This is a genomic window from Paenibacillus chungangensis (assembly GCF_042675905.1).
GTDB lineage: Bacteria > Bacillota > Bacilli > Paenibacillales > Paenibacillaceae > Pristimantibacillus > Pristimantibacillus chungangensis.
On the sequence record NZ_JBHTJZ010000005.1, the window covers coordinates 441,815 to 462,904 of the forward strand.

Below are 21,090 nucleotides of genomic sequence, written 5' to 3' on the forward strand. Positions count from 1 at the left end.
AGAGGGGTGCTGGATATGCCGCTGCAATTGGTCATCGGTCGTTCCGGATCCGGCAAGACGGAGCATTGTCTGGAGGAGATTAGAGAAGAGCTTCGCATCGCACCGGACGGACCGCCGCTTATTCTGCTCGTACCGGAGCAGGCGACGTTCCAAAGCGAGTATGCCATGCTGCGCTCAGGGGAATTAAGCGGGACGATTCGTGCTCAGGCGCTTAGCTTCCGCAGGCTGGCGTTCCGTGTCATGCAGGAGACGGGCGGCACCTCGCTCGTCCCGATCAACGATACAGGCAAGCACATGCTGCTGTACAAGTTGGTGCACCGAATGGCGCCCGAACTTCAGCTGTTCGCCGGTGGGGCGGAGCAGCCGGGCTTCATCGAGCGGTTGACGGAACTACTGACGGAGTGGAAGAGATACGGTCTGCAGGAAGAGCAGTTGTCGGACAGCCGGGAAGCGATGGTTGGCTCGTCTTCCAATCTGCTACGCCGCAAGCTTCACGATCTGATGCTTATTTACCGTGAGATGGAGCGGGAACTAGGCGGTAAGTACCTGGATTCGGAAGACTACTTGCATTATTTGCGGGAAGGCTTCGCCGAGTCGCCTTCCATGCAAGGCGCGCGCATATGGGTGGACGGGTTCCACGGCTTTACTCCTACGGAATTTGCAGCGCTCGGCGCCTTGATGGCGGGGGCGGCGCATATGACCGTTACGCTCACGCTTAACCGTCCTTATCTCGACGGCGTCTCGCCGCATGAACTGGATCTCTTCCATCCTACAGCGGAAACTTGCCTGAAGCTGATGGAGTTGGCCGAGAGCGTCGGCGCAGAGGTGCTCGCTCCGATAAATATGCCCGCCCCTGAGCAAGGAAGATTCCGGCGCAACAGGATGCTGGCTCATCTGGAGCGGCACTATGGCAGCAAGGTGGCGATGATTCAGAATAGTGCGGAGAGTCTGCATTGTCACCAACCCGCATGCGGCATATCGTTGCATGCGGCCGCGAACAAGCGGGCCGAGGTAGAGGCAGTGGCCCGTGATCTGATCCGCAGAGTGCGCGAGGACGGCCTGCGATGGCGCGACATGGCGGTTATGGTGCGCAATGCGGAGGAATACGCCGATTATATCTCCCTCATTTTCAAAGATTACGAGATTCCCTTTTTCCTTGATCAGAAGAAGAAGGCGCTGCACCATCCGCTGGTGGAGTATATACGATCCGCTCTGGAGACTGTGCTGTATGGCTGGAGGTACGACGCAATGTTCCGCTGCATCAAGACGGAGATGGTTGTGCCGCTGGACAACAGCCTCCCCCGTGAATGGTTCGACCTCATGGAGAATTATGTGCTGGCTGCAGGGATCGACGGATGGAAATGGCTGGATGCCAGCCGCTGGAGGCCGATGATGTCTCATTCTCTGGAGGATGAAGGCGTTGACGGCGTATCTGCCGCTGCCAAGCGCGAGCTGAATATTGCGCTGGCTGCCCGCGAAGCTGTCGTTCCCTTGCTTCGCAGGTTCGAGCAAAGGCTTCGGAAGGCGGCAACGGTACAAGAGATGTGCGAAGCGCTATACAGACTGCTGGATCATTCCGATGCGGCTGATCGACTGGAGCGATGGAGCCGGCAAGACATGGAGAGGGGCGACGCGCAATCCGCGCGAAGTCATCGCCAGCTGTGGGACGGCGTCATGGCATTGCTGGACCAACTGGTTGAACTGGCTGGCGAGGAGCGCGTAGCGCCTGAGTTATTCGCGGGAATGATTGAGGCAGGGCTGGATAGCCTGAAGCTGGCGTCGGTCCCTCCTGCACTGGATCAAGTGCTGGTGGGCAGCATGGACCGCACCCGTTCCGGAGGAGTGGAGGTATGCTATCTGCTAGGCGCCAATGACGGCACTCTGCCCATGCGCGTGAAGGAGGACGGCATATTAACGGAGCCTGAACGGGAACAACTGGCGGAGACCGGCCTTCAGATGGCGCCAGGAGCGCGCAGAAGGCTTCTGGATGAACGATTTATGATCTACAACGCATTGACGACGCCAAGCAAGCATCTCTGGCTAAGCTGGGCAGGCGCAGACGAGGAGGGGAAGGGATTGCTCCCCTCTGAGATCGTGCGGCAGATGCAAGCGATGTTCCCCGGCATCCCTATTCATACGGAAGTGCTCGCTCCCGGAGCGGACATGCCGCAGGAAGAGCAAGCGGCATTCCTGCAGCATCCCGAGCGCTCTATATCTCATCTTATCGTTAAGCTGCGGGAGTGGCATCAAGGCGGAAATATCGCCCCTCTCTGGTGGGGATTGTACAATTGGTATGCTGTCAGGCCCCAGTGGCAGCAGAAGCTTGGAGTGCTGGTATCGTCGCTTGTGTATCACAACAAGGAGAACAATCTGTCGATCGCAACGGCAAGCCAGTTGTTCGGCGAACGCATGCAGGTGAGCGTCTCGCGGATGGAGCGCTTCGTCTCGTGTTCGTTCCAGCACTTCGCTATCCATGGACTGAAGCTGAAGGAACGGAGGTTGTATCGGCTGGGAGCGCCGGATATGGGCCAGCTGTTCCATGCTGCGCTAAGCGGACTGGCGAAGGAGCTTGGGCCTCGCTGGGGCAAGCTGAGCCGTCATGAAATTAAAGCAGAGGCCGATAAAACGGTCAGCGAGCTGGTACCCAAGCTGCAATCAGAAATATTGCTTAGCAGCAGCAGATTCCAGTTCGTCGCAAGGAAATTGAAGGATATCGTCGCACAGGCGGCCGTAGTGCTTGGCGAGCATGCGCGCCGAGCGGAATTCCATACGGTCGGCACCGAGGTGGACTTCGGTCCGAACGGGACGCTGCCGTCGCTTGTTATCCCTCTGTCAGAGGGCAAGGAGCTGGAAGTGATCGGCCGAATCGACCGTGTGGATGCAGCCGAGTCGGATGGAAGTCTGTTGCTTCGTGTGCTTGATTACAAGTCCAGCGCAATGGGGTTGAAGCTGGAGGAGGTCGTACACGGCCTCTCCTTGCAGATGCTGGCTTATCTGGATGTGCTCGTTACCTATGCGGGAAGCTGGCTTGGCAAGCAGGCGAAGCCGGCGGGCGTACTGTATTTCCATGTGCACAATCCCATGATGACGATGCATAACCGACTGCCTGCGGACGAGGCGGACAATCAGCTGCTGAAGCGTTACAAAATGCGTGGGCTGCTGACCGCAGAGCCGGATATTGCGCGTATGATGGATGGAGGTCTGGAGACGGGGTATTCCGAGCTTCTCCCTGTCGCACTGAAGCGGGACGGCAGCTTCTACAGCAGCTCCTCCGTCGTGACCGCCGAGCAGTGGGATATATTGCGCGGCTCTGTCAGAAGCAGAATTAGACGTATCGGACAGGCGATCCAGCATGGCGAGATAGCGATCACGCCTTATCGGATGGGCGGAAAGTCTCCGTGTCAATTCTGCGATTACAAGCCGTTATGCCAATTCGATCCGTTATTCCAGGGCAATGCATACAACGTGCTCGGCAAGCGGGCGGACATATGGGAGCAGTTGGCGAGAGACTGCCAGGAGGAGGTGGAGCGTCATGACCGTGCGGAAGCCGGCGAACAGCATATGGACGGATGACCAGTGGAAAGCGATTGTGACGGAAGGAGCCAATGTGCTGGTTGCCGCCGCGGCGGGTTCCGGCAAGACAGCCGTTCTTGTCGAGCGTATCATTCGAAAAATTTCGTCCCATACCGATGTAGACAGATTGCTCGTGGCCACCTTCACGAAGGCTGCTGCTGCGGAGATGAAGGAGCGTATTACAGTAGCGCTGGAGAAGGGGCTGGAGCAGGAGCCGGACAATGAGCATTTGCGTCGTCAGCTGGCGCTGATGGGTAGGGCTTCCGTCACGACGCTTCATTCCTTCTGCCTGGATGTCATCCGCCGCTATTATCCGCTTATCGGACTTGACCCCGGCTTTCGAATCGCCAATGAGACAGAGAGTGAGCTGATTCGACTGGAAGTGCTGGATGAGCTGTTCGAGCAGAAGTATGAGCAAGCGGGCGACGGCGGAGCGTTCCTTCGTCTGGCGGACTGCTATGGCGGTGAGCGAGGCGACGAGCCGCTGTACGAGCTGGTGCAAAGCCTGTACGACTTCGCACAGAGCCATCCTTGGCCGGAGCACTGGCTGAGGGAGACTGCGGCCGCTTACAAGATTGACAACCTGGAGCAGCTGGAAGGAAGCGAATGGACCCAGAGCGTCAAACGAGATGTCCGATTGACGCTTGAGGGCGCGGAATCGCTGCTGCGTCAGGCGCTCGCCATAGCGGCGTCTCCTGGAGGTCCGGCTCCGTACGTGGTGACACTGGAAGAAGACCTGCAGGTGGTGTTGCACCTGCAGGAAGTTGCCGCACGTGAGCCGTGGAGCAAGTGGGAGCCTTATTTCAGCAGCGCGGCGTTCGGCAGGTTGAAGCCGATGCGGGGTGAGCAATATGACAAGTCGCTGCAGGAAGCGGTAAAGGAGCTGCGCGACAAGGCGAAGGACTTGCTTTCCTCCACTTTGTCGGAATTGTTCGGCCGAAGCGCGGAAGAGTTCCTGCAGGAGGTGCAGGAGCTGGGCTTGTTAATGGGTGCGTTATCGGAGCTGGTCATCGGATTCGGCGAACGGTACGAAGAAGCGAAGCGGAGCAAAGGGCTGCTGGACTTCGGCGATCTGGAGCACTATTGTCTGCGTATATTGCGGGACCCGTCGTCAGAGCCCGATCGCCTTGTTCCCTCTGAGGCGGCCTTGTCTTACAGGGAGCAATTCGATGAAGTGCTACTGGACGAATATCAAGACACGAATCTGGTGCAGGAATCCATCGTATCGCTAATTGCGCGCCAGAACAGCGGCAACCTGTTCATGGTTGGCGATGTCAAGCAGAGCATCTACCGCTTCCGCCTGGCAGAGCCCAATCTGTTCCTGCAAAAGTACAAGTCGTATAGAAGCCGTAGCGAACCCGGAATTGTTAATGATGAGGATGAGGGAATAGCCCAGGGGGTTAGAATCGATCTGGCCCGTAACTTCCGCAGCAGAAGCGAAGTAGTCGACGGCGTGAATAGCGTCTTCCGAGCCATCATGCGGGAAAGTGTAGCGGAGATGGACTACGATAGCCGGGCCGAGCTTGTATGCGGCGCCGGATATCCGCCGCCGAATCCTCCTGACAGCTGCGCGATTCAGCTGACGGTGCTGGATCGCAGCGGCATGGCGCCGGCGAAGGAGCCGGTAGAGGATAGCCGGGGGCACGATGAAGAATATGGGAGCGATGTGGACCCGGCGGAAGAAGCGACGGTTGCCGAGCTGGAGGCGCGCTGGATCGCGCGTCAGCTGCAGGAACTGATGGAGCAAGACTTCCAGGTCTACGACGGCAAGCTGAAGGCATATAGGGCGCTGCATTGGCGCGACGTCGTCATCCTGCTGCGCGCTACGCAGGCATGGGCGCCCGTGGTGATCGAAGAGCTGCAGAGCTTCGGTATTCCGGCCTATGCGGAGCTTAGCAGCGGCTATTTCGATGCGGTGGAAGTGGAGACGATGCTGTCGCTGTTGCGTGTCATCGACAATCCCTATCAGGATATCCCGTTGGCGGGCACCTTGCGCTCGCCATTGTTCTCGCTGACGGGAGAAGAGCTTGCGCGAATCCGCATCTTGTCGCGGGAGACGTCCTATTACGAAGCTGTCTGCCATGCGGCAGGAGCTGACGAGCTTGAAGAGGAGCTGCGCTATAAGCTGTCGCGCTTCCTGAACTCCCTTGACCGCTGGCGGGAGGAAGCGCGGGGAGGAGCGCTTGCGGACCTGTTGTGGGGCATCTATCGGGAGACGGGCTATTATGATTTCGCAGGCGGATTGCCCGGAGGCGTCCAGAGGCAAGCCAACCTGCGCGCCTTGCACGACCGGGCACGGCAGTATGAATCCACTTCCTTCCGCGGGCTGTTCCGCTTCCTGCGCTTCATCGAACGAATGCGGGACAGCGGCGGGGACCTTGGAGCGGCAAGGGCGCTTGGCGAGGGCGAAGATGTCGTGCGAATCATGTCGATTCATAAGAGCAAAGGGCTGGAGTTCCCGGTCGTATTCGCAGCGGGTCTCGGCAAGCTGTTCAATCAACAAGATCTGCGCAGCAGCTTCCTGATGCACCGAGAGCTGGGCTTCGGCCCTAGATACGTGGACTCGGAACAACGAATGAGCTATCCTACTCTGCCTTATCTAGCCATTCGGAAGCGGCTGCGCATGGAGATGCTGGCAGAGGAGATGCGCATCCTGTACGTTGCGTTGACCCGTCCGAAGGAGAAGCTATTCTTGCTGGGTACGGTTGCAAGCATGGAGAAGGCGCTTGATCGATGGCAGGCGCAGCGCGATGCGGAAGGGACAATGCCCGACTACGCCGTAGCGGGAGCCCGCACCTATCTGGATTGGCTGGGACCTCTCGCGTCCGATCAATTCACGCAAGAGGGTGCAGACGAGTCCGGTGGGAGCGGCCTATCGCAATGGACGGCGCATACAGTGCCGGCGGAATGGCTTGGCGCGGAAGCGGCGGCTTCCCGTGAGGCAGATGCAGAGCATGCGGAAGCCGCGGCGGAACGGCTGCAAGCACTCGTATCGCTTGCCTTGATTGAAGGCGAAGAGGCGGACGAGGAACTGGATCGCAGGCTCCAGTGGCATTATTCTCACCGGATGGCGGAACGCATTGCCGCCAAGACGTCCGTGACGGAGATGAAGCGCATGCATGAACAAGCCGCAGAGGATGTATTCAGCTGGGAGGAAGGAGCGGGCCGGGCGGCCAGTTCCTCTTCCGGCAGCTATTCCTTCCGGCTGAGACGGCCTTCCTTCATGGAAGAGCAGTCCTTAACGGCTGCCGAGAAGGGCTCTGCCAGCCATCTGCTCATGCAGCATCTGCCGCTTCATGCAGACGTGGACAGACAAGTGGTAGAGAGCACACTTGAGCGTATGGTGGAGAAGCAATTGCTGAGCGGGCAGCAAGCCCGCAGTGTCGATGCCGATGCTGTTGCCGACTTCTTCCGCGAAGACATCGGGAAGCGGCTGCTTGCGGCGGATTGGGTGAAGAGAGAGGTGCCCTTCAGCTGCGTATTCCCTTCCGAACGAGTATATCCTGCAGTTGAAGCGGATCGCGCGACGGGCGAGCCGATACTCATACAGGGGGTTATCGACTGTCTGTTCCAAGATGATCGGGGATTAGTGCTGCTGGATTACAAGACGGACAGCATCTACATGAAGCAATGGGACCTTGCCGCTCAGCGCCATCGTTTTCAGCTCGAGCTGTATGCGGAAGCGATTCATTCCGTACTGAAGCGGAAGGTGGATGAAATCTATGTTTATTTCTTTGACGGTTCCCGCACGGTAAGGCTGAACGATGAACAGCCCTCAGGCGGATACGACGGGGAGGGATCACAGTGAAGCAGCAACAGAAAGGCAAGCGTTCCATCGCCTTGCCTGTCACGCTAATCTTATTGGTCATGAGCTTGATGGGTAACGTATTGTTGTTGACCAAAAATATAAACAACGGCCAGAGAATCGCGGTGCAAAAAGGCGAGGTGATATTCGACCGAGCCAAACAGAGTCTTGAGCTTGCTCAGAACATGGAAGGGCGGATGATGGAGTTAATAGAGCTATCCCCCTCTGACGGAACGGCCCAGCGTCTGGCCGCCCGTTATGCCGCAATCGACTTGCAGCATGACGGCAGCAGCTTGAAAGAGCTTATGGCAACGGCCGAATTGCAATCCGAAGGCGCTCTGGAAGGGGCAGGCGCTACGACAGAAGCGTATATTGACAACTTCTCATACGAGCGGTTATTCGCTATTGGCAACGGTGCCGGAGCGCTCGATGAAAGCGAACGGAAAGCGATAGAAGAGCTGCAGCAATCTTTTTCAGAGCTGCAGAGAGCTATATCGACCTTCAGCTTCGTCGGCGAAGGCAACAAGTCCTTTATGATTCGTCTGTCTTCCGGATACGGCTGGCACGATGTAGCGACTTCGATTGAGGCCGTCATACAGCAATATACGAATAGTCATAATTGATTGCCAGGAAAGGACAAGTCAATCTTTTGTAGCCAGTTGCCTATCTTTGCATAGAATGATGGTGACAGGAGGTTGAGGAAATGGCGAATGCGAATACGATCATGAGTAACGCGGACAAGAAGAATATATGCCAGCAGCATATGCACCGCTATGTATTAGCGCAAACAGCGGACGGATGGTGCGACGGATTCGTGGAGCATGTGGATGACGAGATGGTCTATCTGGCTGTGCCGTGCGCGTCGGATGGGATGGATGAACGCATCTTATACCCCTATGGAGGACCCATATATCCATATCCTTACTATCCGCGGCGCAGATTTTTTCGCAGAAGGTTCCCGTTAGGCGCGCTGCTGGCATTATCCTTACTGCCGTATTTCTAATTATCGGTGACGCAGCTGCCGGCTGACGCATGCTTGGAATGCAGAGCGTCAGCCGGCATCGTTATTGGATTTTTCATTTTATTTTCGCTATGATAATAGAAGCATGAATTCAATCAAGGGAAATGGAGGTCGATCACGATGGATTGCATATTCTGTAAAATTGTAGAGGGAAGCATTCCTTCCAGCAAGGTGTATGAAAACGACAGTGTAGTGGCATTTCACGACATACAGCCTGCAGCGCCCGTACATATACTCATTATTCCGAAAAAACACATTGCTACCATGAATGATGTGGCTCCGGAAGACCATGGGCTGATCGGGGACATCTTTGCCGCTGCACGTCATATAGCCCAGGAGCTGGGTATTGCGGAGGACGGCTACAGGCTCGTTAACAATGTGAACAGCCATGGCGGACAAGTCGTCTATCATTTGCATGTCCATTTATTGGGCGGCAAGAAGCTGGGTCCTCTTCCGGCATAATCGTGAAGCGAAGTTGACACTGGCTTTCATTTTACTTTATAATGAAGTTTGATAAACCGTGTTAAAGCTCTGGACGGTCTGTTTCGGAGGGAGGGAAAACTGGTGTCTGAAACTAAAGTTCGCAAAAACGAAACAATCGATGCTGCGCTTCGCCGTTTTAAACGTACAATCGCTAAAGATGGCGTTTTGGCTGAGGTGAAGAAACGCAAGCATTACGAAAAACCAAGTGTAAAGCGCAAGAAAAAGTCCGAGGCTGCGCGTAAGAGAAAGTTTTAGGAGGATCCTTCCACAATGAACCTGAGCGAACGATTGAACGATGATATGAAGCAAGCAATGAAGAGCAAAGACAAGTTCAGACTGACAACGATCCGCATGGTTCGCGCGTCTGTGAAAAACTTGGAAATTGAGCTCAAGCGTCCTGTGGACGATAGCGAAGTGCTTGAAATTCTGAGTCGTGAGATCAAACAGCGTAAAGATTCCCTCCAAGAATTTAAAAAAGCTGGTCGCGATGATCTGATTGCAGATCTTGAGACAGAAATTGAAATTATTAGTGGATACCTTCCCGAACAGCTGACTGAAGAAGATATACAAGAGATTGTTAGGCAGACCATCCATGAACTCGGTGCTTCTTCCAAAGCCGATATGGGGAAAGTGATGAGTGCGCTGATGCCCAAAGTAAAGGGACGCGCGGACGGCAAACTAGTAAATCAAGCTGTACAGCAATTTCTGCAATAGCATCACCGTGCGGACTCGCAAAACACCCCGATTCGGGGTGTTTTTTTCATTATGGTGCGGTGTTTTGTGTTAAAGTAATGTGGAGTACGAATAATAGTGAAATAGGATTAACTATGATTGGAGCGGGGAGGAATGTCAAATTCGTAAGGGGTTAAACTCTAAATAACAAATGTCAAACGGTGCAAAGGAGTGATGGTGTGCATTGTACAAAGTGGAAGCGTGCCATATCTGTAACGTTGGTAATCTGGCTTGCAGCTGCCGCGTTGTGGACGGTCGGAGACTTGCTGAGATCGATGCCTGCCTTTGCTCAGGCAGCGGAAGGAGGGGACGATGCCGGTCCAGCCGTATTCGTCATACCGGTGAAGCATACGGTAGAACGAGGGATGTACGCCTTTCTCAAGCGAGCTTTCAAGGAAGCGGAGGAGAGTCGCGCAACGCATGTCATACTGGTGGTCAATACATTGGGAGGACAAGTAGACAGCGCGAGCAACATCGGCGAATTAATCCGGACGAGTGGTATACCGACTACTGCTTATGTGGAAGGGAAGGCGGTATCGGCGGGTACATACATCGCCTTGAATGCGGATCACATCGTCATGCAGCCTGGAAGTACAATAGGCGCAGCTGCCGTCGTAAACGGCAGTACGGGAGAAATGATCCAGAACCCGAAGGTCGTGTCGTTCTGGGTGTCCCAGATGACAGAAGCCGCCAAGATGAACGATCGCGATCCCGCCATCGCTGCGGCAATGGTTGACGTACAGGCGACAGTAGCGCTTAAGGATCAAATCGGTCGCGATAAGCAAGCGGGAGAAATATTATCACTATCGCATTCTGAAGCGATCCAGGTCGGCTACTCCGATTATACCGCCTCGAGCGTGCGGGAAGTGGCTGACTGGTTAGGATTGAGTCAACGAACGCTTATCGAAGTTCAACCCACCATCGCGGAGGAAGTAGCCCGGTTTCTCGTCCATCCCATCGTGTCTACTGTGCTTCTGATCATTGGCATAGCGGGTATAGCGATCGAATTGCTTGTGCCAGGCTTCGGGGTTCCCGGTATTATGGGGGTGCTGGCGATGGGACTGTTCTTCTTCGGCTCCTATGTGTCCGGATTCGCTGGAATGGAATCGGTTGTGTTGTTCGTACTGGGTATCGTACTGCTGTTTGTTGAGATATTCATACCGAGCTTTGGCATACTAGGTCTGCTCGGAAGCACCTCGCTCGTTGCCGGTGTTATCATTGCCGCTCCCGATCCCCGATCGGGCATTCTGTCGCTGGCAATCGCCTTCGTGGCGGCACTCGTTATTGTCGTCCTGTTCGCCAGAACCCATCGCGGTCGCGGGGTGTGGAACAAATTCATATTGCGTGACAAGCTAACGACAGAAGAAGGATACTTATCGGCAGCTTCGAAAGAGCTTTTGATCGGTCAAGAAGGAATAGCCGTAACGCCGCTAAGACCGGCAGGAACCGCCTTGCTGGCCGACCAGCGGATCGATGTGATCACGTCCGGACAATTCATTGAAGCTAATACTCCGGTTCAAGTTGTGAAGGTGGAAGGGACCTGGGTTGTTGTGAAAGCGAATAGAGAATGAAAAATGAATGGAGGCTCATGAAATGCAATTGGATCCAATCATTATGATTGTAGTTGTCGGTATATTGGTTGTTATTGTGCTTTCCGTGTTCCTTAGCTTCTTCCCCATTATGCTATGGATATCTGCGCTTGCTTCAGGCGTGCGCATCAGTATTATCACGCTTGTGGCGATGAGACTGCGCCGCGTCGTGCCGAGCCGGATTGTCAATCCTATGATCAAGGCGACGAAAGCGGGGCTTGGACTGACGATCAATCAGTTGGAGAGTCACTTTCTGGCGGGAGGTAATGTCGACAGAGTCGTCAACTCTCTGATCGCGGCGCAGAGAGCGAATATCCCGCTGTTGTTCGAGCGGGCTGCGGCGATCGATCTGGCGGGCCGCGATGTGCTGCAAGCCGTTCAGATGAGCGTCAACCCTCGTGTTATCGAGACTCCCATCGTCGCCGCAGTCGCTAGCGACGGCATTGAAGTAAAAGTAAAGGCGCGGGTGACGGTTCGAGCGAATATCGACCGGTTAGTGGGCGGTGCAGGAGAGGAGACGATCATTGCGCGCGTCGGGGAAGGCATTGTAACGACTGTAGGCTCATCGAGATCGCATAAGGACGTTCTGGAGAATCCGGACTTGATCTCCCGGACGGTATTGGGCAAGGGACTGGATGCCGGCACAGCATTCGAAATCTTATCTATTGATATCGCGGATGTGGATGTAGGCAAGAATATAGGCGCGTACTTACAGACGGAGCAGGCCGAGGCAGACAAGAAGATCGCTCAGGCGAAAGCGGAAGAGCGGCGAGCGATGGCTGTAGCGCAAGAACAAGAGAACAAAGCGAAAGTGGTTGAGATGGAAGCGCGGGTCGTGGAATCGGAATCCCAGGTGCCGCTTGCCATGGCGGAGGCGCTGCGCAGCGGCAAGCTTGGCGTCATGGACTATCTCAATATGAAGAATATCGAATCGGACACAAAGATGCGAAGTGCGATTGGAGAGACGGATCCCCTGCAGGATGAACAAGACAAATAATCTGCGGACAGACGACTGTCGCTATTCGTAAGGGAGGTGAGCGAAGATGTCATTATTGGATATGCTGCTTAGCAACCTCTATGTAGTCGTACCGGTTCTGTTCATCGTCTACCGGTTGTGGAAGCAAGCTCAGCGAAGCGGGCAATCCGAAGCGGAAGCAAGCAGACCGCCACAGCGCTCTACGTCAAGTCCTCGTCATGAGGATCGTACCCGCAATGAGTCATCTCGCGTGCCGGGAAGTGGGGATAACGTATACCGCTCAGCGCTGGAGCCTATGCAGCGAACGGAGCGTCCGGCACTCGGAGACATGCTGCGACAAGATGAACCGGAAATCTTGACAGAACGGACGGGGGCCCCGTCCCGTCGTTCACTATCCAGTCGTTCCTTGACAGGAGCAGCGTCTTCTCGCGGTGCTTCTCCATTCTCCTCCACCGTTCGGACCGGAACAGGGGAACAGGAGACTGTACCGTTGAAGCTGAGCAGGCAGGAGTTGAGACGCGCTGTCATATGGTCTGAGATACTCGGTCCGCCCAGATCAAGCACTAGGAACATGAACAAACGAACTTAATACAGCATAAATGCAGCAATAACCCCCTTAACGGCCGTCAGCGGTCGGTTAAGGGGGTTTATTGGTTGTGGAGAAAATGAGCGCTCGACGTTCCTCATATTTAAGAAATGAGCAGCATATTTTGTTATAGTACGCATCTGCGAAATAAGGGGGCAATTAGCATACATGCGACATTTGAAGAAGAAGTTTCACAAGCTAACGGCTGAGATGCTGGATATGCCGCAAGATGTCGTGTATGACTTGCCGAGGTTAACTTTAATAGGTGACCGACAATTATATATCGAAAATCATCGGGGGGTCGTCCATTTTTCAAGTGAGAAGCTTATGCTCGCACTAAGCAAAGGCCAACTTGAAGTGACGGGCAGCGATCTAGTCATACGTACAATTTGGACGGAGGAAGTATTTATCGAAGGAGTTATTACCGGCATTCAATTGCTGTCTTAACGAGAACGGGAGGGAATTGCGATGAGAAGAGACGGGCTAGAGTGGCTTAGAGGGGTTGTTGTTGTACAAGCAAGGGGCGGCGAGGCAGAGATGCTGCTGAACAAGGCGCTTGCAGGAGGATTGTCCTTGTCCGAGATACGATGGACAAGCAGCGGTGGGGATAAAAAACTGTATTTTCAAACGTCAGTTAGCGACTTCTTCCGGTTGCGGCCGTATTTAAAGGAGACAGGCTGCCGTATTCATGTCGTGGAACGTCGCGGCTTGCCGTTCTGGCTTGTAAGGGCTGAACGCCGTTTATGGTTCTCTGGCGGGCTTATGTTATTCTTTGCCATGATCTTTATGCTGTCTTCTCTCGTGTGGAGCATAGAAGTGGAGGGCAACGTCAAGCTGACGGAGGACGAAATTCTACAGGCTGCCAAGCAGGAAGGATTGTATCATTTTCAATGGTCATTCCGTCTGAAGGATATGGATGTGTTGTCGAAACGTCTCGTTAGCGATCTGCCGGGCACAACCTGGATCGGTGTAGAGAAGAAGGGAACGAAAGTGCGGATACAAGTGGTGGAAATGACGCTTCCCGAGCAGTCTCCGCTGCACAATCCAAGACATCTTGTGTCGTCTGTCGACGGGGTGGTAACCGAGATTATCGCAGAAGCAGGCCGCCCGGTCGTGAAGAAGAATTCGCGGGTGAGAAAAGGACAAATCTTAATATCGGGAGCAATTGGTTCCGAATCTCATTCGCAAATTGTCGTGGCTAAAGGTACAGTAAAGGGATTGGTATGGTACGAGTTCACGGTGGAATCCCCTCTCGTGCAACGGATGAAGATTTATACAGGTGAGAAACAGACGAAATGGTACGCCGTCTTTGGGTCGAGAGCGCTTCAGCTAAGCGGATTCGGCGAAGTCGGATTCCAGCAGTTCGAAGTGATTACACACCAAGAGCGCGTATCATGGCGCAACTGGTCACTACCTATCGGGCGAATGAAGGAGACGGTAATGGAATCGGAGCTGCTGGAGAGAGAATTGTCGGCGGACGAGGCCAAGACAGTCGGTCTGCTGCGAGCGAGAGCGGAAGTTATCGAGAAGGCGGGAACGGATGCAATCATCCACGATGAAATTGTTTTGCATGAAGAGTCGGACAATGGTAAAGTTTATATGAAAGTTCTTTTTGAAGTGGAGCAATCCATCGTGCAGGAGATGCCTTTAGTTCACATGCAGGGAGATTGAGAATTGTTGCAAATTGAAACGATCAAAACCGTAAAAATTCCACTAGGCAATGCAGCAGAAGGCTTGGCCGTGTTCGGTCCGCAAGACAGGTACCTCAGACTGATTGAAGAAAGTATGCACGCTTCATCCATCGCTTCGCGCGAAGCGGAAATCGTCATCTCCGGGCCAGAATCGGAAGTCGACTCGCTGGAGCAGCTATTCACTGTATTGCTGCAGCTTGTACGCAACGGCTACACGCCTTCTGAGCGGGATATTGCATACGCGCTTGACTTAGCTCTTAATATGCAAGCGGAACAGTTGTTGGATCTGTTCAAGAAGGAAGTGGCCACAACGTTCCGCGGGAAGAAGATTCTTGCCAAGACGATTGGCCAGCGTCATTATGTGAAGACGATTCGTAAGCGGGATATCGTATTCGGAATCGGACCGGCAGGAACGGGCAAGACATATTTGGCAGTCGTGTTGGCTGTGGTTGCCTTGAAGGAGGGCGCAGTCAAGCGGATCGTCCTGACGCGTCCTGCAGTAGAAGCCGGAGAGAATCTGGGCTTTCTGCCGGGTGATTTGCAGGAGAAGGTAGACCCTTACTTGCGGCCGCTTTACGATGCACTGCATGATGTGCTCGGTCCCGATCAGACGGTGAAAGCGATGGAGCGTGGCATGATTGAAGTTGCGCCGCTTGCTTATATGCGGGGGCGAACGCTGGACGACTCTTTTATAATATTGGACGAAGCCCAGAATACGACGCCCGAGCAGATGAAGATGTTCCTCACGCGCCTGGGATTCGGTTCCAAGATGGTCATTACTGGCGATGTGACCCAAATTGACTTGCCGCGCGGCAAAAACTCCGGCTTGGTGGAGGCCCAGCGCATATTGAAGTCTATAGACGAAATAGGCATGATCTACTTCTCGGAGCAGGATGTCGTCCGTCATTCCCTCGTACAGAAAATCATAACAGCTTACGACCGGGAAGCAGAATCGAAAGCCTAGAGGAGGGTTGGAAGCGGCATGAACGAGAAAGGGACAACAAAGTCCGGTAATGTCCGGCCTGCCAAAACTTCCGGCTGGAGACAAAGCCCGGCTGTCAGATGGCTGCTGATGGGACTGTTTGTGTTATTGTTCTACTTCAGCCTGTCGCCTCATGTCATACCGGAAACCTATGATATGACGGAAGGCTCTGTCAGCGAGAAGGATATTAAAGCGCCGTTCCAGATTAAAGATGAGAAAGCGACCAGGCAAGCGGAAGAGGAAGCGGCGGGAAGAATCGAGGATATCTATTCCAATGTCTCGCTTCGAAACGAGCAACTTGTAGAACAAATTATGTACAGGATTGAGCAGCTGAACGCCGACGATCAGGTGACGACCGAGAATAAGATTGAGATCTACCGTTCGGAAATACCGAAAAAGTATGGTGATCATATCGATTTGTTCGTGAAGGCTAACTTGGGCAAGGGGACATATAGCGACTCCTTGCTGGAGGAAATGTCTTATGTCGCCAAGGAGCAGCAGTACACAATTCCCGAAGAGACATTCTACAAGATGCCTCAGCTTGCATCGGACCAATTGATTGAAATGCGTAATGTCGCAAAAGAAATTGTCCGTAAGCTGACCATCGATCCACTGAGGGATGCGGAGACAGCAAGGATGCAAGTGGCTGAACTAGTCAACGGAAGCTCGATCTCGCATCGCACTGCCAGGGAAATCGTCCAGGAACTGTCTCGATTCTCCATCATGCCGAACAGATTCCTCGATAAGGAAGCAACGGACGAAGCCAGAGTGCAAGCGAAGCAGAATACGCCTCCTGTCGTCATTAAAGAAGGCGATGTTATCGTCAAGCAGGGGGAGACGATTACGCCTGAGCTGTACAAGCTATTGTCCGACGCCAATCTGCTGCAGGACAAGCAGCATTACTGGCCGCAGGCAGGATTGCTCATCCTCTCGCTTATGTTCGTGTTAGTGTTGTACGCATATTTGCATCAATCTGGCAGTATCAGCGGCTTGAAGCCGAAGTACAGCAACGCCCAACTGCTCATGCTATGGCTCATATTCCTGATCAATATCATTACGATTCAGATCATTGCACTCACCCAGACGGATTCCGCGCATTATGCCGGATATCTGGCCCCTGCGGCGTTGGGGGCGATGCTCATTACGCTGTTGCTGGATATGCACTTGGCGGTCATCAGCTCCTTTATTTTTGCCGTCATGGGAAGTATGATATTGAATACCGGGCAAGGTCACATTTTTGATTTTAAATACGGTTTCTTCTTTATCGTCATATCGCTTGCGGCCGTATTCTCTATTCATCGCGCGAGTCAGCGGTCGGCCATATTGAAGGCTGGCATTATGGTGAGTCTGTTCGGATCGCTGGCGGTTATGGTCACGCTCATGATGTCCGAGCAGATGGACCGAATGCCGTTTATCTATTCGATAACTTTCGCTTTTGCAGGAGGCTTGCTTACAGCGGTGCTTGTCATCGGACTGATGCCGTTCTTCGAGATCACATTCGGCATCCTATCAGCGCTGAAGCTGGTAGAGCTGTCTAATCCGAATCATCCACTGCTGCGCAAGCTGCTTACCGAGACGCCTGGGACTTATCATCATAGCGTCATGGTAGGCAATCTGTCGGAAGCAGCGGCAGAAGCGATCGGAGCAGACGGTCTGCTGTGCCGGGTAGGCTCCTTCTACCACGATATCGGCAAGACGAAGCGGCCCAACTACTTCATCGAGAATCAGTCCAATATCGAGAATCCACACGATTCGATCGATCCGAAGCTGAGCAAGTCCATTATCGTGGCTCATGCGAGGGATGGCGTAGACATGCTTAAGGGGTATAATATTCCAAAGCCGATTCGCGATATTGCAGAGCAGCATCATGGCACCACATCATTGAAGTTCTTCTACCACAAGTCGCTAAAGCAAGCTCAGGAAGCGGGCGTGGATCCGGACTTTACGGAAGACGACTTCAGATATCCGGGACCCAAGGCGCAATCCAAGGAGGCGGCCGTCGTCGGCATTGCAGATTGTGTGGAAGCCGCCGTACGTTCCTTACGCAACCCTACAGTAGATCAAGTAGAAGCGATGATCAACAAAATTATCAAGAGCAGGCTAGATGACAATCAATATAACGAATGCGACCTTACGCTGAAGGAACTGGACAGAATTGCCCAGTCACTCAAGGAAAGCATCATAGGTATCTTCCATTCCCGCATTGAATATCCGGAAGATGTGAAGACGAAGGAGTGAATGGATTGAGCTTGAAATTGGATTGGAGTAACGAACAGAATAAATTTGATTTACCCGAAAATATGATCGTTAAGCTTGAACAGCTGTTGACGCTCGCCGGGGCCGCGGAAGGTCTCGCGGACGGCGAAGTGACTCTGACCTTCACGGATGATGAGGGCATTCATTCCTTAAACCGTGAATATCGCAACATTGACCGGCCGACCGATGTGTTGTCATTCGCAATGCAAGACGACGGGGTGGAAGAGCTGGACATCGTGTTCGAAGTAGAGAGCGAAGACGAAGCTGACCCCATCAGCGGGATGCTTGGCGACATTATTATTTCAGTGGAACGCGCGGCTGCTCAGAGTGAGGAATACGGTCACTCCTTGGAGCGGGAGCTTGGCTTCCTGTTCGTTCACGGCTTCCTGCATTTGTTGGGTTACGATCATGAGGATGAGCAATCGGAAGCCGTCATGACCGCCAAGCAAGAGGAAACGCTGCGGCAAGCTGGCTTGACAAGATAATGAAGGCGTTCATACGCAGTGCGGGGCTGGCGATATCAGGCATACGCCATTCCGTTGCGACTCAGCGGCATATGCAATTTCATTGCATAGCCGCTTTCCTTGTCTTTATAGCGGGTATCATTTTGTCTCTGGATGCATTGGAATGGGCAATGATCACGATGGCGGTCGGGATGGTCATCACGACGGAGATGATAAATACGGCAATGGAGAGAGTCGTTGATCTTGCTTGTCCCGAGTGGCATCCTCTGGCGAAGATAGCCAAGGACTGCGCGGCCGGGGCGGTGCTCGTCAGTGCAATCGCGGCCGTCATAACTGGATTGCTGGTAATGGGTCCCCCGCTCTGGCATTTACTAACCAGAGGTTGAAGGAGAGTGGCTGTAAGTTGAAGAACAAGTATATAGGATTGAGCGACGAGTACAAAGCGTTGCTGGAGGATGCGGCGGAAGCCAGAGCGCGCGCCTACACTCCCTATTCACGCTTCCAGGTAGGGGCTGCGTTGCTGGATTGCGACAATAACGTCCATCAAGGCTGCAACGTCGAGAATGCCGCCTATGGACCGACCAACTGCGCGGAGCGGACAGCACTATTCCGAGCGATTGCGGACGGAAGGCAGGCGGGACAATTCAAGGCTATCGCTGTCGTGGGCGATACAGATGAGCCGATTACGCCGTGCGGGATATGCCGGCAAGTGCTGGTGGAGCTGTGTCCGCCCGACATGCCGGTCATTATGAGTAATCTGCAAGGAGATTGGGAAGTGAAGACAGTCGCGGAACTGCTGCCTGGAGCGTTCACGCCGCTGTCTTTGTATAAGGAGGAGCAATAACTATATGAATACATCTATGAACAACAATGACAGCTTTCGTTCTGGATTCGTTGCCATCGTGGGTCGTCCGAATGTGGGCAAGTCCACGCTGATGAATCATGTGATCGGGCAGAAGATCGCCATTATGTCGGATAAACCGCAGACGACGCGCAACAAAATTCATGGCGTCTACACGACCGATGAACTGCAAATCGTCTTTTTGGACACGCCGGGCATTCACAAGCCGCAATCCAAGCTGGGCAATTATATGAATCAATCAGCTGAGAGCGCTCTTAAGGAAGTAGAGGCCGTCATGTTCCTGATCGATGCTTCCGAAGGGCTCGGCGGCGGCGATCGCTATATTATGGAGCAGTTGAAGAGTGTGAACACGCCAGTCTTTCTGGTCATGAACAAAATAGATAAAATTCAGCCGGAACAACTGCTTCCGCTCATTACGCAATATAAGGACCTGTATCCCTTTGCCGAGATCGTGCCGATATCCGCTCTGCAAGGCAATAACGTGAATACGCTGCTTGAGCAGCTGTCACGGTATTTGCCGGAGGGGCCGCAGTATTATCCCGCGGATCAAGTGACGGACCATCCGGAGCAGTTCGTATGCGCCGAGCTTGTCAGGGAGAAGATACTGCACCTGACCCGAGAAGAGATTCCTCATTCCATTGCAGTTACGATTGAAGATATGAGGGTGCAGGACAACGGTGTCGTCTATATCGGCGCGGTGATATTCGTGGAGCGTGACTCACAGAAGGGAATTATAATCGGTAAGCGCGGCGAACTGCTGAAGGAAGTAGGAAAGGGCGCCCGGCAGGATATCGAAGCGTTACTTGGCTCGCGTGTATTCCTGGAGCTGTGGGTAAAAGTGAAGAAGGATTGGCGTAACCAAGAGAGAGTGCTTAGAGATATGGGATTCCGACATGATAGCTGACGTTTTTTGCTAAGGATACCCCGGGTCATTTCGATGCATCCTAATAACTGTCTGGAGCAGCATTTCCGAGGCTGAAAGGGATGAATACGAATGCGAGATTTTTCGTGGAAGTATTTTACGTTGACCGGGGATGTCGAATCATACATGCTGTACAAGGAGATGGATCAGGTGGGAGCGGAGACCCATCCAGATGCAGCGTGGGATGGCGATGACGAAGAGTTGATCGCGGATCACTCCAGCTTGAGGAATTAAGCACTAATGCCATAACTGGATTAGAGTCGGTTGTCATGGGGGAGAAGGCGGTATGCTGGTTCGTGTGGAAGGTATAGTCATTCGCAGTATGGATTATGGTGAGAATCATAAAATCGTCACGCTGCTGACGAATGAATGTGGCAAGGCGGGCGTGCTCATCAGAGGAGCCAAGAAGGTCAGGAGCAAGCATGCTTCGCTGGCCCAGCCGTTTACGTACGGCGAATTCCTGCTTTTTCGAGGCAATAGTGGATTAGGGACATTGAATCATGGTGAGATTATACAATCTCACCATGATTTGCGTATGGATTTGGATCTCGCGGCTTATGCATCCTATGCAGCTGAGTTGACAGACCGAGCGCTGCAGGACGATGAAGCGGGCAGTTATCATTTTCACCAGCTCCTGGCATGTCTGGCAGCGCTGCAGGAAGGCAAGGATCCCGGTATCGTCTTGAATGTGTATGAGATGCGAATTCTGGACATGTCGGGTTATGCTCCAGTGCTGGAGCAGTGTGTGCATTGCGGCAATGTAGTCGGGCCGTTCAAGCTGCTGCCCCATGCGGGAGGCGTCATCTGCTCCCGCTGTGCCAGTAGGGCTTCGGATGCGATACCCGTCAGCGAGAACGCTCTGAAACTGCTTAGGCTGTTCAGTAAGCTCGATATGAGAAGGCTTGGCAATATTAACGTATCTCTTCATACGAAAACAGAGATCCAGACGTGCTTGTCCAGCTTGATGGATGCACAGCTGGGACTAAGGCTGAAATCGAAACAATTCCTGGATCAACTGGGGAAGTTAAATTGACTTATATGAGCAAAGCGCATATAATAATATATTATGACTATCATGCTGTGATGGAGAAAGTAATTGCGGTTAAAGCCGATCGTAGCGAACCGGGGATGGTGAAAGCCCGGGAGGA

At 53.5% G+C, this 21,090-nt stretch carries 20 protein-coding genes; all 20 read left to right on the plus strand.

Annotated elements, in window-relative coordinates:
* Positions 1 to 15 precede the first annotated feature (15 nt).
* The 20 genes from addB to recO all read left to right on the plus strand — a co-directional run bounded on the left by addB (position 16) and on the right by recO (position 20,975).
* Positions 16 to 3,573, plus strand: a complete 3,558-nt coding sequence (gene addB, locus ACFQ2I_RS04420) for a helicase-exonuclease AddAB subunit AddB (protein ID WP_377562434.1) — start codon at positions 16 to 18, stop codon at positions 3,571 to 3,573.
* Positions 3,533 to 7,381 carry a helicase-exonuclease AddAB subunit AddA gene (addA, locus tag ACFQ2I_RS04425; RefSeq protein WP_377562435.1) on the plus strand — a complete coding sequence of 1,283 codons (3,849 nt, stop codon included), beginning with the start codon at positions 3,533 to 3,535 and terminating at the stop codon, positions 7,379 to 7,381. The genes addB and addA overlap by 41 nt, the downstream gene beginning before the upstream one ends.
* Entirely contained in the window at positions 7,378 to 8,001 is a 624-nt protein-coding gene (locus tag ACFQ2I_RS04430; RefSeq protein WP_377562436.1) for a hypothetical protein, read from the plus strand. Before addA ends, ACFQ2I_RS04430 begins: the two co-directional genes overlap by 4 nt.
* Positions 8,002 to 8,081: 80 nt before the next feature.
* Positions 8,082 to 8,381 carry a hypothetical protein gene (locus ACFQ2I_RS04435; RefSeq protein ID WP_377562438.1) on the plus strand — a complete coding sequence of 100 codons (300 nt, stop codon included), beginning with the start codon at positions 8,082 to 8,084 and terminating at the stop codon, positions 8,379 to 8,381.
* A 138-nt stretch (positions 8,382 to 8,519) separates the two neighbouring features.
* Positions 8,520 to 8,861, plus strand: coding sequence for a histidine triad nucleotide-binding protein (locus ACFQ2I_RS04440; protein ID WP_377562439.1), 342 nt, complete (start codon positions 8,520 to 8,522; stop codon positions 8,859 to 8,861).
* A 102-nt stretch (positions 8,862 to 8,963) separates the two neighbouring features.
* Complete coding sequence (gene rpsU / locus ACFQ2I_RS04445; RefSeq protein ID WP_028597065.1) at positions 8,964 to 9,137, plus strand: 30S ribosomal protein S21; 174 nt, start codon at positions 8,964 to 8,966, stop codon at positions 9,135 to 9,137.
* A 15-nt stretch (positions 9,138 to 9,152) separates the two neighbouring features.
* Positions 9,153 to 9,596: a GatB/YqeY domain-containing protein gene (locus ACFQ2I_RS04450; protein WP_377562441.1), complete on the plus strand. Its 444-nt coding sequence runs from the start codon at positions 9,153 to 9,155 to the stop codon at positions 9,594 to 9,596.
* Between the two features lie 197 nt (positions 9,597 to 9,793).
* Complete coding sequence (locus ACFQ2I_RS04455; RefSeq protein WP_377562443.1) at positions 9,794 to 11,185, plus strand: NfeD family protein; 1,392 nt, start codon at positions 9,794 to 9,796, stop codon at positions 11,183 to 11,185.
* Positions 11,186 to 11,207: 22 nt separating this feature from the next.
* Entirely contained in the window at positions 11,208 to 12,200 is a 993-nt protein-coding gene (gene floA / locus ACFQ2I_RS04460) for a flotillin-like protein FloA (RefSeq protein ID WP_377562444.1), read from the plus strand.
* Positions 12,201 to 12,246: 46 nt separating this feature from the next.
* Complete coding sequence (locus tag ACFQ2I_RS04465) at positions 12,247 to 12,768, plus strand: hypothetical protein (RefSeq protein ID WP_377562446.1); 522 nt, start codon at positions 12,247 to 12,249, stop codon at positions 12,766 to 12,768.
* Positions 12,769 to 12,933: 165 nt separating this feature from the next.
* Positions 12,934 to 13,212, plus strand: coding sequence for a sporulation protein YqfC (gene yqfC, locus ACFQ2I_RS04470; RefSeq protein WP_377562448.1), 279 nt, complete (start codon positions 12,934 to 12,936; stop codon positions 13,210 to 13,212).
* A gap of 21 nt (positions 13,213 to 13,233) precedes the next feature.
* The gene (gene yqfD, locus ACFQ2I_RS04475; RefSeq protein WP_377562449.1) at positions 13,234 to 14,436 is read left to right on the plus strand and encodes a sporulation protein YqfD; all 1,203 of its coding nucleotides are present in this window, start codon (positions 13,234 to 13,236) and stop codon (positions 14,434 to 14,436) included.
* Positions 14,437 to 14,439: 3 nt separating this feature from the next.
* On the plus strand, positions 14,440 to 15,420 hold the full coding sequence (locus ACFQ2I_RS04480; RefSeq protein ID WP_377562450.1) for a PhoH family protein: 981 nt from the start codon (positions 14,440 to 14,442) through the stop codon (positions 15,418 to 15,420).
* 18 nt (positions 15,421 to 15,438) lie between these two features.
* On the plus strand, positions 15,439 to 17,676 hold the full coding sequence (locus tag ACFQ2I_RS04485) for an HD family phosphohydrolase (RefSeq protein ID WP_377562451.1): 2,238 nt from the start codon (positions 15,439 to 15,441) through the stop codon (positions 17,674 to 17,676).
* A 5-nt stretch (positions 17,677 to 17,681) separates the two neighbouring features.
* Entirely contained in the window at positions 17,682 to 18,179 is a 498-nt protein-coding gene (gene ybeY, locus ACFQ2I_RS04490) for an rRNA maturation RNase YbeY (protein WP_377562452.1), read from the plus strand.
* Entirely contained in the window at positions 18,179 to 18,544 is a 366-nt protein-coding gene (locus ACFQ2I_RS04495) for a diacylglycerol kinase family protein (protein ID WP_377562453.1), read from the plus strand. The genes ybeY and ACFQ2I_RS04495 overlap by 1 nt, the downstream gene beginning before the upstream one ends.
* A 17-nt stretch (positions 18,545 to 18,561) precedes the next feature.
* On the plus strand, positions 18,562 to 19,002 hold the full coding sequence (gene cdd / locus ACFQ2I_RS04500) for a cytidine deaminase (protein WP_377562454.1): 441 nt from the start codon (positions 18,562 to 18,564) through the stop codon (positions 19,000 to 19,002).
* Between the two features lie 4 nt (positions 19,003 to 19,006).
* The gene (gene era, locus ACFQ2I_RS04505; RefSeq protein ID WP_377562456.1) at positions 19,007 to 19,924 is read left to right on the plus strand and encodes a GTPase Era; all 918 of its coding nucleotides are present in this window, start codon (positions 19,007 to 19,009) and stop codon (positions 19,922 to 19,924) included.
* 90 nt (positions 19,925 to 20,014) lie between these two features.
* Positions 20,015 to 20,176: a YqzL family protein gene (locus ACFQ2I_RS04510; protein ID WP_377562457.1), complete on the plus strand. Its 162-nt coding sequence runs from the start codon at positions 20,015 to 20,017 to the stop codon at positions 20,174 to 20,176.
* Between the two features lie 52 nt (positions 20,177 to 20,228).
* Entirely contained in the window at positions 20,229 to 20,975 is a 747-nt protein-coding gene (gene recO / locus ACFQ2I_RS04515; RefSeq protein WP_377562459.1) for a DNA repair protein RecO, read from the plus strand.
* Positions 20,976 to 21,090 lie beyond the last annotated feature (115 nt).